Origin of the sequence: Natrinema gari JCM 14663, assembly GCF_000337175.1 — an archaeon.
GTDB lineage: Archaea > Halobacteriota > Halobacteria > Halobacteriales > Natrialbaceae > Natrinema > Natrinema gari.
This window is the reverse complement of sequence record NZ_AOIJ01000060.1, coordinates 47,456-48,036: the sequence shown is the minus strand read 5'-3', so window position 1 is coordinate 48,036 and position 581 is coordinate 47,456. Positions and strand designations below refer to the sequence as shown.

The 581-nt window shown below is 67.8% G+C and carries 2 pseudogenes; both read left to right on the top strand.

The window, feature by feature from the left end:
• Positions 1-114: pseudogene (gene rnhB / locus C486_RS22365) on the top strand (ribonuclease HII); the annotation flags it as partial.
• Positions 115-219: 105 nt separating this feature from the next.
• Positions 220-576: pseudogene (locus C486_RS22840) on the top strand (trimeric intracellular cation channel family protein); the annotation flags it as partial.
• Between the last annotated feature and the right edge of the window lie 5 nt (positions 577-581).

Here is a 581-nt window from a genome sequence, read left to right as displayed (position 1 = left end):
CTCGCGTCATACGTCGACGAGCACGGTTCCCTCCCGCCGTTCGCGCGGGCGTCGTGGTCGACCTGCGAGGACGCGCTCGCCGCGGCCGAACAGACCGGGCTCGAGCAGTTTTAGTGCTGGTTCGATACTGACCCGTAGCGCTCAAGACGATCGCCGACCTGTAGAAGACCAGTGGGACGAGAGTTGGCTGTCGCGCTGTTCGTCGATCCGTTCGCCGTGATGAATGCGATCGGGCTCGTCGCGTTCGCACTGGTCGGGGCGACCAAGGCGATCCGCGAGGAGTTCGACCTGTTCGGCGTCGCCGTCGTCGGACTCGTGACGGCGTTTGCCGGCGGCGCGACGCGGGACATCCTGGTCAATCGGGTGCCGTTGGCGCTCCAGTCGCCGGTCGAGATCGCCCTCGGCGTGTTCGGCGTCGCGCTGGCGATCGGGGTGAGCGTCGCCCTCGAGTCGGCCGACGACCATCCGATCACGCTGTTTTCCGACGCCGTCGGACTCGCCGCGTTTACCACGACCGGGGCCATCGTCGCGACCGGCGTCGGCGTCTCGGGCTTCGGCGTCGTCACGATCGCGACGATCAA